Source organism: Micromonospora sp. NPDC005291 (assembly GCF_040607415.1).
Taxonomy (GTDB): domain Bacteria; phylum Actinomycetota; class Actinomycetes; order Mycobacteriales; family Micromonosporaceae; genus Micromonospora.
Genome location: NZ_JBEXGR010000003.1, coordinates 142,383 through 155,490 on the forward strand (window position 1 = coordinate 142,383; position 13,108 = coordinate 155,490).

Below are 13,108 nucleotides of genomic sequence, written 5' to 3' on the forward strand. Positions count from 1 at the left end.
GGTATATCGCTCGAAACCGTAGGCCCGACGGGATGAGATACGTCAGGACTCACATCAGCAGTCGACAAGGCTCAGGCTTGCGATCGGCCGTCGGGGGCGTTGCGGGCCAGCGGGACGACGAGCATCGCCTCGGTGCCGCCGTTGGCGCCGGCGCGCAGCTCGATGGTGCCGCGCAGTTCCCCGGTAACCAGGGCGCGGACGATCTGGAGGCCGAGCCGGCTGCCGCGTTCGGCGTCGAAGTCCGGCGGCAGACCGCGCCCGTTGTCCGTCACCGAAACGTGCAGCATCTTGCGGAACCGGTGCGCCGAAACCACCACCTCCGGCCGTCCCGACGGGTCGATCTCAGGAACGATGGCAGGCAGGGCGGGAGCGGCATCGTCCTCATCTGCTGGCGGGAAGCCGTGCTCGACGGCGTTGAGCAGCAACTCGTTGAGGACCATCACCAGCGAGGTGGCGATCTCCGCCGGCAGCACACCGAAGCTGCCCCTCCGGCGCATGCCGACGCTCACCTCGGTCGCCGCGACCTCGGTCGCCGCGCTGGCCACCCGGTCGACGATGCCGTCGAACTCGACCGCCTCGTCGCTGGACATGGAGAGCGTCTCGTGCACCAGAGCGATCGAGGCGACCCGGCGGACCGATTCCTCCAGGGCGACCCGCGCCTCCGGCATGGACACCCGTCGGGCCTGCAACCGCAGCAGCGCGGCAACCGTCTGGAGGTTGTTCTTCACCCGGTGGTGGATCTCCCGGATGGTGGCGTCCTTCGTGATCAGTGCCCGGTCCCGGCGACGTACCTCGGTGATGTCCCGGACCAACACCAGCGCGCCGATCGGCACCCCGGCGGGCATCAGCGGCAGTGCCCGGGTGAGCATCGTGGCGCCGCGCGCGTCGATCTCCCGCCGGGGTGGCGCCTCACCGCGCAGCGCGGCCAGGATCCCGTTCGCCGCCTCGGTGCCGTCCAGCGGGTCGCCGGCCAGCCGGCGGTGCAGCTCGGCCAGATCCTCGCCCACGAGGTGGGAGGCGTAACCCAGTCGGCGGTACGCGGACTGCGCGTTCGGGCTGGCGTAGGTGACCTTGCCTCCGGCGTCGAGCCGAACCAGGCCGTCGCCGACCCGGGGCGCGGAGGTGGTCTCGCCCGGGTGCCGCGCTGGCGGAAAGGTGCCGTCCGCGATCATCTGGGCCAGGTCGTCCGCCGTGGTCAGGTAGTTGAGTTCCAGCTGGCTGGGCGTACGCGCGGTGGAGAGGTTGGTGTCCCGACCGACCACGCCGATCACCTCACCGGCCTCCCCCTCTGCGGTACGCAGACGGACCGGGATCGCCTCGTGCCGGGCAGGCACGTCGCCGTACCAGACCGGGTCGCCCTCCCGCCAGATCCGGCCCTGGGAGTACGCCACTCCCAGGTGGGCCACCTCCGGCCCGCCGACGATCCGCCCCACCTGGTCGTCCTGGTACGCGGTGGGCGCGGTCGTCGGGCGGACCTGGGCGACGCAGAGGAAGGTGCCGTCGGCGTCGACCGGCACCCAGAGCAGCAGGTCGGCGAAGGACAGATCGGAGAGCAGCTGCCAGTCGCCGGCGATCCGGTGTAGGTGGTCGATGTCGGCCGGACGGAGACGGGTGTGCTCCTCGGCGAGGTCGCGCAGCGTGGACACGGTGACCAGGGTGCCACGCCACGCCTCACATCGTGGCGGTGACCTTCTTCAACCCGCGCGGCGCGTCCGGGTCCTCGCCTCGGGTGAGTGCCAGGGCCAGCGCCAACCGCTGCAACGGCAGGATGTCCAGCAACGGGGCGTACCGCTCGTCGACCTCGGGAACGGCGAGCCGGGTAGCGCCCGGCACGTCGGCGGAACCGACCACCACGACGTCGGCGCGGCGTTCGCCGAGGCGGGGCAGCACCTCACCCATCGACCGTCCACCTGGACCGGAGCCGACCACGGCGAGCACCGGGACCTCCGGGTCGGTCATCGCGAGCGGGCCGTGCAGCAGGTCGGCGCCGGAGAAGGCGAGGGCCGGCAGGTACGAGGTCTCCATCAGCTTCAGCGCGGCCTCCCGGGCGGTCGGGTAGGCGTACCCCCGACCGGTGGTGACCAGCTGGCGGGCGAACCGGTAGCGCGACGCGAGCTGGGCCGGGGCGCCGTCGGCCAGGGTGCGGGCGGCCAGCTCGGGCAGCGCGTCGAGCGCCTCCCGTTCGGCCGCCGGGAGCACGCCGTCGCCGGCCCGGATCCCCTCCACCAGCATCAGCAGGGCGAGCAGCTCGGCGGTGTACGTCTTGGTGGCGGCCACCGCCCGCTCGTGTCCGGCGGCGATGTCGACGCTCAGCTCGGCCACCTCGACCAGCGGCGACTCTGGCGCGTTGGTCACGGCGAGGGTCAGCGCCCCGGAGGCTCGGGCGGCGCGCAGCACCTCGGCGAGGTCGGGCGAGCCGCCGCTCTGGCTGACACCGACGACGAGCGCGTCGGACAGGTCGGGGCGGGCGCCGAACAGGGTGACCGCGCTGGGTGAGGCGAGCCCGGCGGGCAGGCCGAGCCGGATCTCGGTCAGGTACGCCCCGTAGAGGGCCGCGTGGTCTGAGGTGCCCCGGGCGGTGAAGACCACGTGCCGCGGGCGGCGTTCGGCGATGACCGCCGCCACCCGGGCGATCTCGGCCGCGTTGGCGGCGGAGAGCAGGCGTGCGTAGCCCGCCGGCTGCTCGTCGATATCGGCGGCCATTCCGGCCCCTGCACGTGTCACGGACACTCCTCCCCTTGCGCGGTTACCGCGCGATTCCTGCTCAGTCTTGCACTTTTTAGCGTATCTGAGCAATCGAACGAGCAGGAGTGCGCAGATGATCACCAGATGATCTCAATATCAACTACGCTTGGTCGGCTGCATCCGGTCTAGCCTGCGACGAGAGGACGACGTGCCCGAGGGAACGGACGACTCCGCGCTCTCCGCGACGGAGGAGCTGGCGCTGGCCCGGCTGGCACTGGACGAGGGTGACCTGCACCATGCCGCCGGCCACCTCGCCGGGGCGTTGGCGCGGGCCCCCACCCTCCCGGAGGTGCACGAGACGCTGGCCCGGCTGGCCGCGACGAGCGGCGGTGGCCTCGACCTCTTCCCGATCAACCACCACACCTTCGTGGGCGCGGTCGCCGCCCGTGCCCATCTGCTCGCCACCGCCGGCCGCCCCGCCGAAGGGCTGGAGCTGCTGGCCGCGGCGACCGCGTACGCGCCCGGCACCCAGTGGGCCGGCGTTCCGTGGGTCACCGCGCCCGAGTTGGCCGAACGGCTGGACCCGGAACACATCGCCCGCGTCCTCATGCAGGTCTGCGCCGCGCTGCCCGACCCGGTTCCACGGGTCGGCCGGAGCGCACTGACGCCGTACCTCGCCCTGGCCCGCAACGCGGTCACCGTCCACCCCGAGCACGGTCTGCTGCTCGGCGCCTCGTCCGCGCTGGCCCGGCGCCTCGGCGAGGTCGCGCTGGCGATCCGCTGGGCCACCCGAGGGGTCCGCGCACAACCGTCGAAGATGGGCGAGGTCTGGCTCGGGTACGCGTACCGCAGCGCGGGCCGGACCCGCGAGGGCCTCGCGGCCCTCGGTCGGGCCGTCAAACTGGATCCCGACGACCTGGCGATCTACGCGGACATCGCCGGCACCCTGGCCGAGACCGGCCGACTCGACGAGGCCCTGGAGTGGACCGAACGGGCGCTGGCCCGCGACCCGTCGTTCGACTGTGCGGTGCACACCGCACACCGCCTGCGGCACCTGCGCGACGGCGACCTGGCCCACCTGGTCGCGCTCGCCGACTTCGTCCGCGACCACCCCGATGACAGCCACGAGCACGGTGACCTGGCCCAGTGCTGCCGAGGCCGGCCCTGGCTCGGCCAACTGACCCCGGCCGGCGGTCCACTGGTCGACGCGATGCGCCAGGCGGTGGCCGATGACGACAACGGTCTCGGCAGCGCCGTACGCCTCACTGCCGCCGCCCCGCCGAGCGCCGTCCGCACGGCGACATCCACCGCCCCCGGGCTCCGGATCGAGGTCGCGGGCGCGCCGGAGCCGGACCCGCGCGAGCCCCGACGGGCGTCCGCCCAGCGGTTGTGGCACTACGCGGACGCCGTCCCCACGCCCGCACTTCCGGCGCCCTCGGCGACGGCGGTCGAACGGATCGGGCAGGTCGCACATCCGGCGTGGCCGCACCCTCCGGCGGCGTACGACGCGGCGGTGGGCCTGGCGGGCCTCGACGTGGCCGACCTGCTCGGCCTGCTGGTGCATCCGCCGGCGGCGCCGGCCAACGCGGTGGGTCGACTGCTGGCCGCCCACGACCCGTCGGTCTGGGTCCGTGGCGTGCAGGTGTGGGCCTGTCTGGGGCTGCTGCACCACCGCACCGACGAGCCGTGGGAGGGTTCGACCCGACGCCGCGTGCTGCTCGACCTGATCTGGGGCGTCGAGGACTGGGTCACCGAGGCTGCGCTGTTCGCCCTGGTCACCGCCGCCTGGGTGGACCCCTCGGTACGGCCGGACGTGGCGCGGGTGGTGGCGGAACGGCTCGCCGACGCGGCCGCTGTGGCGCAGGCGCGACCGGTCCCGATCGCCGTCTCGCTGGCCCACCTGGCGCTGGCAGCCCCGGAGCTGGACCCGGCCACCGCCGCACTGGCCACCGAACTGCTCAGCGCGCGATCCCCCCAACTCCCCCGCCCCCGCAATCCGCTACGCCGCCTCTGGCAACGCCTAAAAACCCCCCGTAACTCCTAACCCACCCCACCCCGCGATATCGCGGGGAAAGGGGCGCGCCGCGCCGGCCCGGACGGGACGACGCGGCGCGAGGGAAGGGTTGTGGGTCAGGCGACGGGGGCCTTGCCGAGGGCGATCTCGGCCTCGTCCTCCGGGGTGGCCTGCGGCGGCGCCTCGTTCGCGGTGCGCAGCGGGATCTCCTTGATGAACCAGGCGAGCACCGGGATCACGATGGTGAACAGCACCGCCCAGAGGAAGACGTGCGAGATCGCGTCGGCGAGACCACCGAGCACCACCTCGCGCGCCTGGGCGGGCAGTTCCTTGAGCTTCTCCAGGTCCATCTCGGCGCCGGACTCGCCACCGAACGCCCCGCCGCCAGCGGAGCTGGCCAACCGGCTGGCGAAGATCGCGCCGAACAGCGAGATGCCGAACGAGCCGCCGATCGACCGGAAGAAGGTCGCCGCGCCGCTGGCCGCGCCGAGGTCCTTCTGCTCCACGCTGTTCTGCGCGATCAGCATCGACGTCTGCATGAGGAAGCCCATGCCGACGCCGAGCACGACCATGTAGAGCGAGGACATCAGCTTGCTGGTGTCGGTGTCCAGCATGGACAGAAGCGCCATGCCCGTGGTCATCACGACGCCACCGATGATCGGGTACGCCCGGTACCTGCCGTTCTTGGTGATCGCCCGGCCGATGACCAGCGAGACGACCAGCATGCCGAACATCAGGGGCAGCAGCAGCAGACCACTGTTGGTCGCCGACGCACCCTGCACGGTCTGCTGGTAGAGCGGCAGGAAGTTCATCGCGCCGAACATCGCGAAGCCGAGCAGGAAGCCGATCACCGAGATCAGCGCGAAGTTGCGGTTGGCGAAGAGCGCCAACGGAAGGATCGGCTCCTGGACCCGACGCTCCACCAGGCCGAACGCCACCAGCGCCACCAACGCGAGCACGGCCAGGCCGAGGATCTGCGGCGACGTCCAGTCGTACTCGTTGCCACCCCAGGTGGTGATGAGCACGATCGCGGTGATGCCGACCGAGAGCAGCCCGGCGCCGAGCCAGTCGATCCGGTGCTCGGTGCGGTACTTCGGCAGGTGCATGGTGCTGATCAGCACGAGTAGCGCGACTCCACCCAGCGGCAGGTTCACGTAGAACGCCCAGCGCCAGGAGAGGTGATCGGTGATGAAACCACCGGCCAGCGGGCCGGCGACCATGGCGATGGCCATGATGCCGGCGATCATGCCCTGGTAGCGGCCGCGCTCGCGGGGCGGAACCAGGTCACCGATGATCGCCATCACGCCGACCATGAGACCGCCGGCGCCGAGGCCCTGCACGGCACGGAAGGCGATGAGCTGGACCATGCCGTCCTGCGGGCCGCCGAGCATCGCGGAGCCGGCCATGCCACAGAGGGCGGAGCCGACGAGGAAGATGACGACCGCGGTCAGGAAGACCGACTTGCGGCCGTAGAGGTCACCGAGCTTGCCCCAGATCGGGGTGGAGACGGTGGTGCCCAGGACGTACGCGGTGACCACCCAGGTGAAGTGGTTGAGGCCGCCGAACTCGCCAACGATCCGCGGTAGCGCGGTGCTGACGATCATGTTGTCGAGCATCGCGAGCATCATCGCGATCATCAGCCCGAACAGCACGACCCGTATGTTGTTGGGTCGCACGCCGGTCTGGGTTGCCTGAGTCATGGGTAAGCTCCCCCCGAGGATTGCCACACTTACTTGCCGCCCGGCTAGTCACCTTACTAGCCGCACGGTAAGTTGGGTGTCAACTGGCGGTCAACCGATTTGGGGGCATGGGTGAGGGAGAGCACAGGCGGCACTCGAGAGCGGATCAAGGTCGTCGCGCTCGAGCTTTTCACCGAGCAGGGGTACGAGAAGACCTCGCTGCGGGAGATCGCCGAGCGCCTCAACGTCACCAAGGCCGCGCTCTACTACCACTTCAAGAGCAAGGACGACATCGTCGCCAGCTTCGTCGAGGAGCGCTTGGAGCGGATGGACGCGCTGACCACCTGGGCGGAGTCACAGCCGGCAACCCTGGCCACCCGGCGCGAGCTGATCTCCCAGTACGCCGACACGATGTTCACCGGCGAACAGCCGTCGGTGATGCGCTTCTTCGAGCAGAACCAGACCGTGCTCAAGAGCCTCGCGTCCGGTCAGCAGATGCGCGGCCGGATGATGCAGCTGGCCAGCGCGCTCTGCCGGGGCGACGACTCCCCTCCCGCCCAGCTGCGGGCCGTGCTGTCCCTGTTCGCGGTGCACAGCAGCTGGTTCGCGGTCCGCGCCCCGGGCATCACCGACGACGAGCGCCGCAAGATCGCCTTGGATGTGGCCGACGAGCTGCTGGCCGCCATCGGCACGGACCCTGACCAGAGTGCCGAGCCCGACAACGGCGCGACCGCGGCCAACCTGGGCTGATCGGTCGCCGGCTCAGCCGCGCGGTCTGCGGCTCAGCCGCGCGTCAGGTCCAGTCGCAGGCCGAGCAGGTCCACCCCGGCCAGCGGCGACCAATCCTTCTCTGGCGCTCGGACGAACCCGAGCCGCTGATAGAGCCGGTGCGCCGAATCGGCCATCCCGGCCCGGACGCAGATCACCACCGCCGCGCAGCCCAACCCGGCTGCGCGGCCGACGCACGCCTCGGCCAGCGCCGCACCGACACCCCGACCCTGAGCACCCGGGTCGACAGCGAGCATCCGGAACTCCGCCTCGCCCGGCCCGGACAGCTCGGCGAACGGGGTGCCCGGCAGCACGAAGGTCACCGAGCCGAGCACGGCCTCGGTCTCCTCGTCCACCGCGACCAGCACCTCGCCGCTGGCCGCCCGGGTCGACACGTCGGCCAGCACCGCGCCGTACCCGTGTTCGCCCTTGAGCTGGCCGTCCGCCTCGTACGCGGCCACGGTCAGCCGGGCCACCGCCGGAAAGTCCACCGACTCCGCACGACGGACCAGCAGCGCGCTCAATCGATCACCGCGATGAGGTCGCCGTCCTGCACGACGTCGCCCTCGTTGACGGCGAGCTGCTTGATCACACCATCGGACTCGGCGATGACCGGGATCTCCATCTTCATCGACTCAAGGATCACCAGGGTGTCGCCCTCGGCCACGGTGTCACCGGCCGTGGCGACAACCTTCCAGACGTTCGCCACCATCTCGGCGCGGATCTCCTCGGCCATGTCCAGGCCCTCCCTTTTCGCGATGTGCCTGCCGACGTATCCAATCATGCGACGGCCGGCCATGGGCGCGCAGCGGCCTGGCGGGGATGGCGCGCCCGCCCTGGGGAAGGCGGCGCGTGTCGACCGCACTACCATCAGCGGGTCGGACCCGATGCCGGGCCGCCGGTGGGTACACCGGCGCCGAGGTCGTGGGCAGCACGGATCCGACCCATCACGAGGAGGTCAGCATGGCGAAGAAGTCCCGGAAGAAGAAGGCCCGCAAGAAGAACGCCGCGAACCACGGCAAGCGTCCCAACTCCTGAACGGGTCGACGGGCCGGCGGCCCGTCACCGATCAGCCCGACCCGGCCGACGCCGGGTACACCGGTGGCCCGGGTCGACATCGACCCGGGCCACCGGTCTTGGTCCGTCAGATGCGCCGACGCTCAGTCGGCCAGCTCGCGGGAATCGCTGGTCTCGAAGACCACCAGCTCGGTGAGCTTGACCCGCAGTCGTTCGCGCAGCTCGTCCGGCGCGGTCTCGTTGCCGCAGCAACGAGCCACCAGCGCCCGCACCTCCTGCTCGAGCCCGTACTCGCGTAGGCAGGGCCCGCACTCGTCCAGGTGGTGCCGGATCAGCGTGCGCCGCTCGTCGACGCACTCCAGATCCAGGTAGAGGTAGACCTCCGCGAGCACTTCGCGGCAATCCGTCTCGTGCGGCTCCCCACAGCTCACGTCACACCTCCCGGCCGGCAGCGGCAGTCGAGCCCTTCGATGAGCGGGCCGCACTGAAGCCCCGCTCCCCGGCGTAGCGCTCGAGCAGCTTGCGCAGATTACGACGGCCCCGGTGCAGACGCGACATCACGGTGCCGATCGGCGTGCCCATGATGTCCGCGACCTCCTTGTAGGAGAAGCCCTCGACATCGGTGAGGTAAACGGCCAGGCGGAACTCCTCCGGCAACTGCTGGAGGGCCTCCTTGACGTCGCTGTCCGGCAGCCGGTCCAGTGCCTCGGTCTCGGCTGAGCGCAGCCCACTGGAGGTGTGCGACTCAGCCTCGGCGAGCTGCCAGTCGGTGATCTCCTCGGTGGGCGCCTGGATCGGTTGGCGCTGCCGCTTGCGGTAGGAGTTGATGTAGGTGTTGGTCAGGATCCGGTAGAGCCAGGCCTTCAGGTTCGTGCCCTGCTCAAACTGGTGGAAGGCCGCGTACGCCTTCAGGTAGGTCTCCTGGACCAGGTCCTCGGCATCCGCCGGGTTGCGCGTCATTCGCAACCCAGCAGCGTAGAGCTGATCGACGAATGGCATCGCGTCCCGCTCGAATCGGGCCCTGCGCTCGTCCGTCTTCTCGGTGGTCAACCGCACATCCCCTCGCGTCGGATGCTTTCCCGCCGAGGATACGCGCACGGACCTGCCCGCAGATTCACTTCCGGCTGGTGTGCCCGTGCTCACCGCACTCACCCCGCCCGGTCCCGCCGCCGCCGGCCACTCCGGGCCATCCAGCAGCCGCTTCAGCTGCCGGGCGTCCCGCTCGTCCCGTTCCAGGCTCCGTGTCTCGGTCGGCACCGGTCACCCCCCTCGCAGAAAAGTCGTCCGAGGGTAGTAACGCGAGATGACCACTGGGGCATTCCGGCCGACCCTCCCGTTCCTGGTCCCGGCCCCGACGGCGGCCGGCGCTGGGACCAGGAAGGGCCTGGGAGGACTGTGCCGCCTGTCCGAAATGGGGCCGGCGGCACTATCGGATGCAACGACCCGCGCCCGGCACCGGAAACGGTCGACCCGTGCGAGCCGGGTCAACCGGCAGCGCCGCGCCGGGCCGGATCAGCCGCCGCGCCGGATCGGTTGGCCGCCCAGCCCTGGGCGCGCAGCCAGTCCCGCACGACGGCCGCGGTGCCGGTCGGATCCCGCCGCAGGTCGTGCGTCTCCCCTGGACGGGTCACCACCTGTACGGCCGGGCCCGGCTCCGGCGTCCCGAACGGGTCCCGGTCACCGTTGACGACCAACGTCGGTAGGCCGGTGTCCAGTTCGGCGGCCCGGGAACGTTCCGGCCGCCCAGGTGGGTGCAGGGGAAAGGCCAACGCGACCACGCCGACGGCACCCACCGCGCGGGCCGTCCGGCACGCCACCCGCGCGCCGCTGGAACGACCACCGACCAGCACCGTCGGCACGTCGGCGTGCCGGTCACGCAGCACGGCGAGCACCGCCGTCCAGGCCTCGTCGAGGTGCCCGGCCGGTGCCGGCGCACGCCGACCGGCGACCCGGTAGGGCTGGGTCACCCGGACCACCGCCAGACCGGCCGCGACCGACGCGTCCCGTACCGCGAGCAGGTCGGGCGCGTCGACGCTGCCGCCCGCACCGTGCCCGAGCACGAGCAGAGCGGTGGCCGGGCGGGCCGGCAGGTCGGTGTCGATCCGCGCCGGACCGCGCGGGGTGGGGATCTCGTCGCTGGGCAGCACCGACCCATTCTGCGCTGCCTGGCAGGCGACGGGTGCGGACCGGGCCGCTGATCAGCTCAGCGGGACCAGGGTGAGCAGGCGGTCCCGCACCGGCGGACCGGCGTCGTCAAGGGCGGCCAGGTCTGGTTCGACCTGGCCGCGCCAGGCGACCAGCATCGCCCGCCGCTCGCGGGGCGTGGTCGCGCCCCACACGCCATGACAGTCACCGACGTCGAGGGCCCAGGCCAGGCAGGACCCCTGCACGTCGCAACTGCGGCAGAGCGCGACGGCGGCGTCCGCCGGCTCGTTCGGTGCCGGAAAGAATGTCTCCGGATCGACGCTCTGGCATGCACCTCTGGTGCGCCACGCGTCGTCCTGTTGCCGTTCTCGCACTGCCCGCAGCAGTCGCGGATCTCGCCGCGCCGCGGCCACCTCGTGCTGGCGGGGCATACGCGCCCGTGTCATCCACCCACCTCCCCCGTGGGACCGGCAAGATCGGTGGACGTCGTCCGCCCCGTGCGAATCGACAGCCACTACCGGCGCTGTGTTGTATCGCACTTCACGACACCGGGACAAGGGTCTGCCGGGAACATGACTGAATAGTCAGGAGACGAATCGCGCGCAACCCTGGCAAATCGGTGCTCGACGATGCGCGTCAACCTCAGAACAGGGTCAGCTCCTGCGGCGCCACCGCCTGCGCCACCGACACCCGGGCGGTCAGTTGGGGCCCGTCGTTGCGAACGTCGCCCACCGCCGCCCCCACCGGGCGGATCTCCAACCCGGCCAGCCGCGCTGCCGACGCCGGGGTGAGCAGCCGCTCCGGCTCGTCGTCAGACGCCAGCCACGACGACCAACGCTCTGGCGGCAGCAGCACCGGCATCCGGTCGTGCACCTCGGCCAGGTCGCCGAGCGCCGCGGTGGTCAGCACGCTGAAGGTGAGCCGGGTGTCGGCGCCGGACTCCCAGACCGACCAGATGCCGGCCAGGGCGAGCACCGAGCCGTCGGCGGGGGTCATGTAATACGCCTGCCGCCCGCCGTCGGGCTGGCGGACCCACTCGTACCAGCCGTCGGCCGGAACCAGGCAGCGGCGACGGGCGAACGACCCGGCGTACGCCCGGCTGGTGGCCACCGTCTCCGCCCGCGCGTTGATCATGCGGGCCGCCCCGGCAGCGGACCGGGACCAGTGCGGCAGCAGACCCCAACGACCGACACAGAGGCTGCGGTGCCCCTCCGGGCTGACCCGGACAAGTGGCACCGGATCGGTCGGCGCGACGTTGTGATCCGGTCGGACCAGGCCGTCGGTGTCGTCGGACGACTCGAACAGCGCGCTCAGCTCGCCGGAGCTCCGGGTCGTCGCGTACCTGCCGCACATGGGAACACGCTAACGCGTCGAAGGCCCGTCGGCTGTCCCGCCAACCGGGAGTACGACCGCCGGTCGCCGCCACCCACCGGCCGAGACGGCAGAATGTAACCGTGGGGAATCTGACCGCGACCCGGCCGCCGCAGCCGTGGACCGCACCGACCGCGTCCGACCCGGTGGCGGCGACGCTGCGCCTGCCCGGTTCCAAATCGATGACCGCGCGCGCCCTGGTGCTCAGCGCGCTGGCCGCCGGCCCGTCGACGCTGGCCGGGCCGCTCCGCGCCCGCGACACCGAGTTGATGGCTGCCGGCCTGCGAGCGATGGGCGCGCACGTGTCGATCAGCGACGACGAGCGCTGGTTGGTCCGGCCGCACCCGCTGGTCGGCCCCGCGCACGTGGACGTCGGGTTGGCCGGCACCGTGATGCGGTTCGTGCCGCCGGTGGCCGGGCTGGCCGACGGGCAGGTCACGTTCGACGGCGACCCGCACGCCCGCACCCGGCCGCTCGGCCCGCTGATCGGCGCGCTGCGCTCGTTGGGCGTCCGGATCGACGTCACCGGCACGGGCAGCCTGCCGCTGACCGTGCTCGGCACCGGTGGGATCACCGGCGGCGAGGTGGTGATCGACGCGTCCGCCTCCAGCCAGCTCGTCTCCGGGTTGCTGCTGGCCGCCCCGCGCTTCGACCGGGGCGTCGTGGTGCGGCACGTCGGCCCGCCCGTGCCCTCGGCGCCGCATCTTCGGATGACGGTGCAGATGCTGCGTGCCGCCGGCGCGGCCGTCGACGACACCACCCCCGACGTCTGGACCGTCGAGCCCGGCCCGCTGACCGGCCGCGGCTGGGAGATCGAGCCGGACCTCTCCGGCGCGGTGCCGTTCTTCGCCGCCGCCCTGGTCACCGGCGGCGAGGTCACGCTGCAGGGCTGGCCGCGCAGCAGCGCGCAGCCGGTCGAGCAGCTCCGCTCGCTGCTGCACCGGATGGGCGGCGAGGTCACCCTCTCCACCAGCGGGCTGACCGTCCGGGGCACCGGCGTGGTGCACGGCCTGACCGCCGACCTCTCCGACGTCAGCGAGCTGACCCCGGCGCTGACCGCGCTGGCCATGCTGGCCGACTCGCCGTCGGTCTTCACCGGCATCGGGCACATCCGTGGCCACGAGACCGACCGGCTGACCGCGCTCGCGCGGGAGTTCACCGCACTCGGCGCGGACATCACCGAGGCGCCGGACGGGCTGGAGATCCGACCCCGCCCGCTGCGCGGCGGCGTCTTCCGCACCTACCAGGACCACCGGATGGCGCACGCCGCCGCAGTGGCCGGGCTCGCCGTTCCCGGCATCGAGGTGGACGACGTGGGGTGTACCTCCAAGACCATGCCCGAGTTCCCGGCACTATGGTCAGCGATGGTGACCGGCAAGAGCTGACGCGAGAAGAGGACAGGTCCTGGCGACCAAACGGCGGGAGTACG

The 13,108-nt window shown here is 71.9% G+C and carries 14 protein-coding genes; 3 read left to right on the forward strand and 11 right to left on the reverse strand.

The features are described 5' to 3' along the window. Positions 1–71: 71 nt before the first annotated feature. On the reverse strand, positions 72–1,646 hold the full coding sequence (locus tag ABZT18_RS05080; protein WP_354995346.1) for a histidine kinase N-terminal domain-containing protein: 1,575 nt from the start codon (positions 1,644–1,646) through the stop codon (positions 72–74). Between the two features lie 25 nt (positions 1,647–1,671). Then, the gene (locus ABZT18_RS05085) at positions 1,672–2,703 is read right to left on the reverse strand and encodes an SIS domain-containing protein (RefSeq protein ID WP_354995410.1); all 1,032 of its coding nucleotides are present in this window, start codon (positions 2,701–2,703) and stop codon (positions 1,672–1,674) included. A gap of 190 nt (positions 2,704–2,893) precedes the next feature. Between ABZT18_RS05085 and ABZT18_RS05090 the strand changes: the two genes are divergently transcribed. Then, positions 2,894–4,729 carry a tetratricopeptide repeat protein gene (locus tag ABZT18_RS05090; RefSeq protein ID WP_354995347.1) on the forward strand — a complete coding sequence of 612 codons (1,836 nt, stop codon included), beginning with the start codon at positions 2,894–2,896 and terminating at the stop codon, positions 4,727–4,729. Between the two features lie 86 nt (positions 4,730–4,815). On the opposite strand, the gene ABZT18_RS05095 is transcribed toward ABZT18_RS05090, so the two are convergent. Further along, the gene (locus tag ABZT18_RS05095; protein WP_354995348.1) at positions 4,816–6,399 is read right to left on the reverse strand and encodes an MDR family MFS transporter; all 1,584 of its coding nucleotides are present in this window, start codon (positions 6,397–6,399) and stop codon (positions 4,816–4,818) included. 111 nt (positions 6,400–6,510) lie between these two features. Here ABZT18_RS05095 and ABZT18_RS05100 point away from each other — a divergent pair, with 111 nt between their 5' ends. Further along, positions 6,511–7,128, forward strand: a complete 618-nt coding sequence (locus ABZT18_RS05100) for a TetR/AcrR family transcriptional regulator (protein WP_354995349.1) — start codon at positions 6,511–6,513, stop codon at positions 7,126–7,128. Positions 7,129–7,160: 32 nt separating this feature from the next. Here ABZT18_RS05100 and ABZT18_RS05105 read toward each other — a convergent pair whose 3' ends face one another. The 8 genes from ABZT18_RS05105 to ABZT18_RS05140 form a co-directional block, all read right to left on the reverse strand. Next, positions 7,161–7,670, reverse strand: coding sequence for a GNAT family N-acetyltransferase (locus tag ABZT18_RS05105; RefSeq protein WP_354995350.1), 510 nt, complete (start codon positions 7,668–7,670; stop codon positions 7,161–7,163). Next, complete coding sequence (locus ABZT18_RS05110) at positions 7,667–7,888, reverse strand: biotin/lipoyl-binding carrier protein (protein WP_354995411.1); 222 nt, start codon at positions 7,886–7,888, stop codon at positions 7,667–7,669. Before ABZT18_RS05110 ends, ABZT18_RS05105 begins: the two co-directional genes overlap by 4 nt. A 205-nt stretch (positions 7,889–8,093) precedes the next feature. Further along, a complete protein-coding gene (locus ABZT18_RS05115; RefSeq protein WP_272613379.1) occupies positions 8,094–8,264 on the reverse strand; it encodes a hypothetical protein in 171 nt (56 codons plus the stop codon). Positions 8,265–8,306: 42 nt separating this feature from the next. After that, positions 8,307–8,594: a mycothiol system anti-sigma-R factor gene (gene rsrA / locus ABZT18_RS05120; protein ID WP_354995351.1), complete on the reverse strand. Its 288-nt coding sequence runs from the start codon at positions 8,592–8,594 to the stop codon at positions 8,307–8,309. Between the two features lies 1 nt (position 8,595). Next, positions 8,596–9,420 carry a sigma-70 family RNA polymerase sigma factor gene (locus ABZT18_RS05125; RefSeq protein WP_354995352.1) on the reverse strand — a complete coding sequence of 275 codons (825 nt, stop codon included), beginning with the start codon at positions 9,418–9,420 and terminating at the stop codon, positions 8,596–8,598. Between the two features lie 227 nt (positions 9,421–9,647). Beyond that, positions 9,648–10,310, reverse strand: a complete 663-nt coding sequence (locus ABZT18_RS05130) for an alpha/beta family hydrolase (protein WP_354995353.1) — start codon at positions 10,308–10,310, stop codon at positions 9,648–9,650. Positions 10,311–10,361: 51 nt separating this feature from the next. Continuing rightward, positions 10,362–10,754 (reverse strand): WhiB family transcriptional regulator, encoded by a 393-nt coding sequence (locus tag ABZT18_RS05135; RefSeq protein ID WP_354995354.1) that lies wholly within the window; start codon positions 10,752–10,754, stop codon positions 10,362–10,364. 196 nt (positions 10,755–10,950) lie between these two features. Next, the gene (locus ABZT18_RS05140) at positions 10,951–11,661 is read right to left on the reverse strand and encodes an SOS response-associated peptidase (protein ID WP_354995355.1); all 711 of its coding nucleotides are present in this window, start codon (positions 11,659–11,661) and stop codon (positions 10,951–10,953) included. A 101-nt stretch (positions 11,662–11,762) separates the two neighbouring features. Between ABZT18_RS05140 and aroA the strand changes: the two genes are divergently transcribed. Further along, on the forward strand, positions 11,763–13,064 hold the full coding sequence (gene aroA / locus ABZT18_RS05145) for a 3-phosphoshikimate 1-carboxyvinyltransferase (RefSeq protein WP_354995356.1): 1,302 nt from the start codon (positions 11,763–11,765) through the stop codon (positions 13,062–13,064). Positions 13,065–13,108: the final 44 nt, after the last annotated feature.

Bases quoted from the DNA above. Each gene is read 5' to 3' on its own strand.
- ABZT18_RS05085 (WP_354995410.1), bottom strand. From the start codon at position 2,703: ATGGCCGCCGATATCGACGAGCAGCCGGCGGGCTACGCACGCCTGCTC.
- ABZT18_RS05095 (WP_354995348.1), bottom strand. From the start codon at position 6,399: ATGACTCAGGCAACCCAGACCGGCGTGCGACCCAACAACATACGGGTC.
- ABZT18_RS05115 (WP_272613379.1), bottom strand. From the start codon at position 8,264: ATGTCGACCCGGGCCACCGGTGTACCCGGCGTCGGCCGGGTCGGGCTG.
- ABZT18_RS05135 (WP_354995354.1), bottom strand. From the start codon at position 10,754: ATGACACGGGCGCGTATGCCCCGCCAGCACGAGGTGGCCGCGGCGCGG.
- ABZT18_RS05140 (WP_354995355.1), bottom strand. From the start codon at position 11,661: ATGTGCGGCAGGTACGCGACGACCCGGAGCTCCGGCGAGCTGAGCGCG.